The sequence below is a fragment of the uncultured Anaerococcus sp. genome, assembly GCF_963510915.1.
Taxonomy (GTDB): domain Bacteria; phylum Bacillota; class Clostridia; order Tissierellales; family Peptoniphilaceae; genus Anaerococcus.
The window spans coordinates 1-4,595 of the sequence record NZ_CAUPHG010000115.1; the positions used below are offsets into that span (position 1 = coordinate 1).

The following is a 4,595-nucleotide window of genomic DNA, read 5'->3' on the forward strand; positions in this document are numbered from 1 at the left end:
CTTGGCTGGCAGCCAAGAGGTCAGGGGTTCAAGTCCCCTATTCTCCACCAAATAAATCAAGAGACATCAAGAGACGTAAAACCAAACGTTTTTAAAATGATGAAAGTCATAAGACGTCACAAAAAATCAATTACCCGTAACAATCTATCGTAACAATTTTAAAAAGAGGGGATCTTACCCCTCCTTTTTTCTTGCATTAGGATTTTCATTTTTATAGATTTCTAAAAGCTCATCTATATCTTCATCAACTGCCCAGTGCCTAGCAAATGTTCTGGCGTTTGATCTATACCTTAGATATCTTTTTCTTTCAGGATTGCTTTCCTCCCAATTTTTAGTTGCTCGTCTTTGAGCCTTACTTACTTTTCCTTTTTCCAAATAAACCTCCTTCTTAATACTCTAAATTAATTTATTATGTTTCTTATCTATATTGTCTTCTTGTTTTTTCAGCTTTTCTGATTAAACTATTTAAGGTTTCTGCTTCTGCTAATAATTCAAATTCTTCTTCAGTCACGTTTCCTTTAGTTGTATTCCATAATTGTGCGTGTCTTTGTAGTGCACAATTTTTAGCCATAACTGCTATATCCATTCTATTAATTGCAGCGGTCATTTTGCCTTCTTTAGCTAGGTTTACTGCTTTGTCTAAGTTAGCTTTACAATTTTTTATTTCAACTTCTAGTAGTTCTTTAATTTCTTCTCTTGTCATTTTATTTCTCCTTATTTTATTGATCATTGTTTGTTCTTATCTTGTTATTATTATACTACGGGTAGTATATTGTGTCAAGCATTTTTACTAATATTTTCTATATCCGCCTAAATAAATGTTAGCTTCTTTTCCTAATTCTACTTCTATGTATTTATATAAATACCTTGTATTGTTTTCTGACTCTTTTAGGTATCCTTGATTATCAAGCTTTTCGTTTAATTTTTCTAATACATTTTTAGCTTCTTCTTCGCTATTGTAAATCCCTTTCATATTGACAAATTCACCATGTCCGTTTGAATTTCCATCGTTATTTTCTACTATCATATATAATTTTTTCATTCTTTTACTCCTTGATTTTGACTTTTTTAATACATCTTTGCAATATAACCAGCTACATCGTTGTCCCATTCATCGCTAGTTGCATTTTCTCTGTAAAAATAAATCTCATCAACGTGTCCATTTAAGAATTCTTCGTAATCGCCTTCAATACTCCAACCGTCTATGTCGCTAAAGTTAGTATATATTAATTCTTCTTTATTTTCTGGTGTATCTTCTATTTCAATTGTATCTGCTAGTCTGTAATCTTCGAAATCGTCTGCTTTTCTGTAAACTTGGTATTTTGTCATTTTTTTGATCTCCATCTCTTTTTCATTGTTTGTTTTATCTTAATGTTATTATACTACGGGTAGTATAATAAAGCAAGGCTTTTTGAAAGAAATATGCTTATAAACGGCCATTTTAAGAGGAATGTCAATATTTTGAGTTGTGAGCGGTTTTATTTTTCAAGGCGTATATTTACCCCTCTGGAATTACATGATTTGACTCTAATAACTAAATAATAATAGTAAACATTAAAAAAAGACATAAAACTAGTTCATTATTTTGCTTTAAATTAAACTTATATAAATCTTAATCTAAAATTACTGTAAATTTTGTACTAAAAAAGACCCGCCCCAGTGCAGGCGGGTTTTGCTGTATAATTTCGGAGATTCCTCCTTTTAATTTTTTTGCACTGTATTAAGGTTAATCTTAAATCAAACTTTTTTATTTTTTGGTTTTTTGTTTTCGTAAACCTTAGAATGAATAATCTCATCTAAGTCCTCATCAAGTTGATCCTCGTCTAAGTTATAGTTTGAGTTTAAGTAATCACCTAATAGCTCTTTGCTTTTATCATCTAAATTTTTTTTGATTTTAGCTTTTGCTTTCTCCAATACCTCTTTTTGCTGCTCTGTATCAAAGGTAAGAGTTTCTGACTCCTTTAATGGAGAAACGACAGTTTGGTTAAGGCTTTTCACTATTTTGTCCGCTAGGTCTAAAACTTTTTCATATACATATCTCTTTTTTTCGTCTTGTTCTTTTTCAGCCGCCGCCTTACCTTGTTTTATTGCTTCAGTTACATAAGTAAGTAAGGCAAGCATTATTGCCACACTAATTAATACTAATATTCCGTCTTTCATTTTTATTTCCTTTCTTAAAACTCTGATCAAACACAAATTTTTATATTTGATTTTAGGAACTAAAAAAGCGACTACATTAGTAATCGCTTTAATTAAATTATTCTATTTCAAACTCTCTTTCCAAAGCTTCTGTTAAAAGCTGAGAAAAGTTTATATTATTATTTTTTCCCATTTCATTTAAATAGCTAGGAATGGTTATATTTTTTCTTACAGTTTCTTTTCCTATTTCTTTAGCATATTTTTGAACATCTATACCAACAAGGCTAATAAAACTTTCTTCAACATTTGTATAGCCATCATCTTCAATAACAACATCTTTTATACTAGTTGGTTTTGGAAATTCTTCCTTATCTATAAGCATATAATAAAGATTAATCCCTAAAAAGTCTTGAGCCATATAAATACATTCGTTTTCTGTATCCGCTTGACTCGCTCCCTCAAAGTCAGGAAAAGTTATGAAATAACCATCCTCATCAATACATTTATGAAATACAGCTGGATAAACTAAAAACATATAACCTCCTAAAGTTAAAGTAAGGAGGGGACTATTTAAGTCCCGCTTGTTTCAGAATAGCTTGCTCCGTCCCTTTTTTGAGCTCTTTTGAATGGAACGGCACTTCTGTTACCTTACCGGTTTTGAAATTCTTAAATCTTCTATGAGAACCCTTACCGCCTTTTATCTCGATAAATCCATTCTTCTTAAGAAGTTTAATCATTTCTTTTGCGCTTAGTGGCATATGCTATCCTCCTTACACTTATAATATACGCACTAATGTGTATAATATCAAGAGTTCTTATTAAAATTTAATCCACGCCTGAGTATTTCCGCTAGTCCTCCTGTAGGCTACCCATCTTCTTTGACCTGAGCCTCCTACATAGGAAATCCACCTATAGCCGTTACCTTCCCATACTTGGTCGTATTTAATTACTTGGCCTGGACTATACTGAGCAACCACAGAACTAGAAGTAGAAGGGCCGCTCCTTACATTACAATAAGCGGTTGTATAGCCTCTCCATTTTTCGTCTTTAACTTTTTTAGCTCCAGAAATAACAGTAGGACCAGCAGGCTTTTTCTTGGTTTCTTGTTTCTTTTTAGCCTTGTCTTTATTGGTATCACTATCAATCCATCTGAAATAACGGACTGGATAATATTTATTATCTAAATAATACCAATAGCCCTCGCTCTCGTTATTGGTGGTAACGGTCCAGTTTGAGCCGGCGTTACAGTGAATTATTTCTCCTTTACGGGTAAAAATACCTGTATGGCCATAAGCACCTCCTGAGGCTCCTTCTTTGCCTTTTACAAAGATATCTCCCCTTCTTACTTCATTGTAAGTTATTTCTTTTAAATATTTACCTTGTTTGGCTAGTCGGAAGAGATCCTCCGTTGAACCGTTCCACATACTTTCTGGTATAAATTCGCCGACTTTGGCACACTTATATACAAAGCTTGAGCAGTCCTCAAAAGGCGACCTATAAGAGGCTTCCGCTCCAATCCTACCTCCGCCCATCTTATATTTTGGTTGGTGCCATCTAGATTTTGCATATTCCATCATCTTATTAATATTTCCCATATTTCCCTCCTTAAATATATGTTTTTTGTATTAAAAAGGGACTAGAAAATTCTAGTCCCTAATCCTTTTTTAAATTTCTTACCTCTTTTTTAATCTCCTCTGCCATCTGTCTTGTTGCTAGCTCTTTTGTTGTTTCTTGCAAAGTCTCTAGTTTGGAGTCTATCATCTCAATTTTAGAACCTAGAGTGTCAAAGTGATTTTCAGCAGTGTTGCTGTGGTCTTTTAGTTTATCTTCAAAATTATCAAGTCGAACTGTATTGGTCGCTATTATATTTGCTAATTTATCAGATATCTTAGTGGACTCTTCCATCCATTTTGTCTGACTTTGTCTATACTCTTTTCTGTCAGAAATTGAGACCCAAATATATATCCCGGCAATCACAACAAGGACACCCAGATCAGAGATACTTCGTATTATATTAATCACAATTTATTCCTCCTTTATTACTTACCTGTGTAAAGGTCATAGTTTATGTTCATCTCGTTATAAGAGGAGGTATTTTTCATCCATAATGAGTGAACTGCAACAAAGCCTTTAGTGCTTGTCGATGTATTCTCAGCTTCATAAAATTCTTTAATATTTTTATCTGGACCACTATATAAAGTACATTTATCTTTGACACTTGCTTTATCCCAAACTTTAGTAATAACATAAATTCCTGTACCAGGAACTTTTTCTAAAGAGTTTATCTTAGATGGGTAGAAAGTACCACTCTGCTTATTTAATCCCTTAGTCCACTTGCTAACATTATTCTTAACCGCAGACATGGCTGTACTTGAAGCAGCTACCGCAGACATGGCTGTACTTGAAGCAGCTACCGCAGACATGGCTGTACTTGAATTAATAACCGCAGACATGGC

10 protein-coding genes are annotated in these 4,595 nt (G+C 33.2%); all 10 read right to left on the minus strand.

Going from position 1 to position 4,595, the window contains the following annotated elements; genetic code table 11:
* Positions 1-174 precede the first annotated feature (174 nt).
* The gene (locus tag RQ893_RS08200; RefSeq protein ID WP_311482534.1) at positions 175-375 is read right to left on the minus strand and encodes a hypothetical protein; all 201 of its coding nucleotides are present in this window, start codon (positions 373-375) and stop codon (positions 175-177) included.
* Between the two features lie 43 nt (positions 376-418).
* Positions 419-703: a transcriptional regulator gene (locus tag RQ893_RS08205; protein ID WP_311482535.1), complete on the minus strand. Its 285-nt coding sequence runs from the start codon at positions 701-703 to the stop codon at positions 419-421.
* An 87-nt stretch (positions 704-790) separates the two neighbouring features.
* The gene (locus tag RQ893_RS08210) at positions 791-1,042 is read right to left on the minus strand and encodes a hypothetical protein (RefSeq protein ID WP_311482536.1); all 252 of its coding nucleotides are present in this window, start codon (positions 1,040-1,042) and stop codon (positions 791-793) included.
* A 26-nt stretch (positions 1,043-1,068) separates the two neighbouring features.
* Positions 1,069-1,329 carry a hypothetical protein gene (locus RQ893_RS08215; RefSeq protein WP_311482537.1) on the minus strand — a complete coding sequence of 87 codons (261 nt, stop codon included), beginning with the start codon at positions 1,327-1,329 and terminating at the stop codon, positions 1,069-1,071.
* A 408-nt stretch (positions 1,330-1,737) separates the two neighbouring features.
* Positions 1,738-2,160, minus strand: coding sequence for a hypothetical protein (locus tag RQ893_RS08220; protein WP_311482538.1), 423 nt, complete (start codon positions 2,158-2,160; stop codon positions 1,738-1,740).
* Between the two features lie 97 nt (positions 2,161-2,257).
* Complete coding sequence (locus RQ893_RS08225; RefSeq protein ID WP_311482539.1) at positions 2,258-2,674, minus strand: type II toxin-antitoxin system HicB family antitoxin; 417 nt, start codon at positions 2,672-2,674, stop codon at positions 2,258-2,260.
* Positions 2,675-2,705: 31 nt separating this feature from the next.
* Positions 2,706-2,897: a type II toxin-antitoxin system HicA family toxin gene (locus RQ893_RS08230; RefSeq protein WP_311482540.1), complete on the minus strand. Its 192-nt coding sequence runs from the start codon at positions 2,895-2,897 to the stop codon at positions 2,706-2,708.
* A 60-nt stretch (positions 2,898-2,957) separates the two neighbouring features.
* The gene (locus tag RQ893_RS08235; RefSeq protein WP_311482541.1) at positions 2,958-3,734 is read right to left on the minus strand and encodes a peptidoglycan amidohydrolase family protein; all 777 of its coding nucleotides are present in this window, start codon (positions 3,732-3,734) and stop codon (positions 2,958-2,960) included.
* 58 nt (positions 3,735-3,792) lie between these two features.
* Positions 3,793-4,161 carry a hypothetical protein gene (locus tag RQ893_RS08240; RefSeq protein ID WP_311482542.1) on the minus strand — a complete coding sequence of 123 codons (369 nt, stop codon included), beginning with the start codon at positions 4,159-4,161 and terminating at the stop codon, positions 3,793-3,795.
* A 17-nt stretch (positions 4,162-4,178) separates the two neighbouring features.
* A partial coding sequence (locus tag RQ893_RS08245; protein ID WP_311482543.1) for a hypothetical protein occupies positions 4,179-4,595 on the minus strand: 417 nt, incomplete at its 5' end.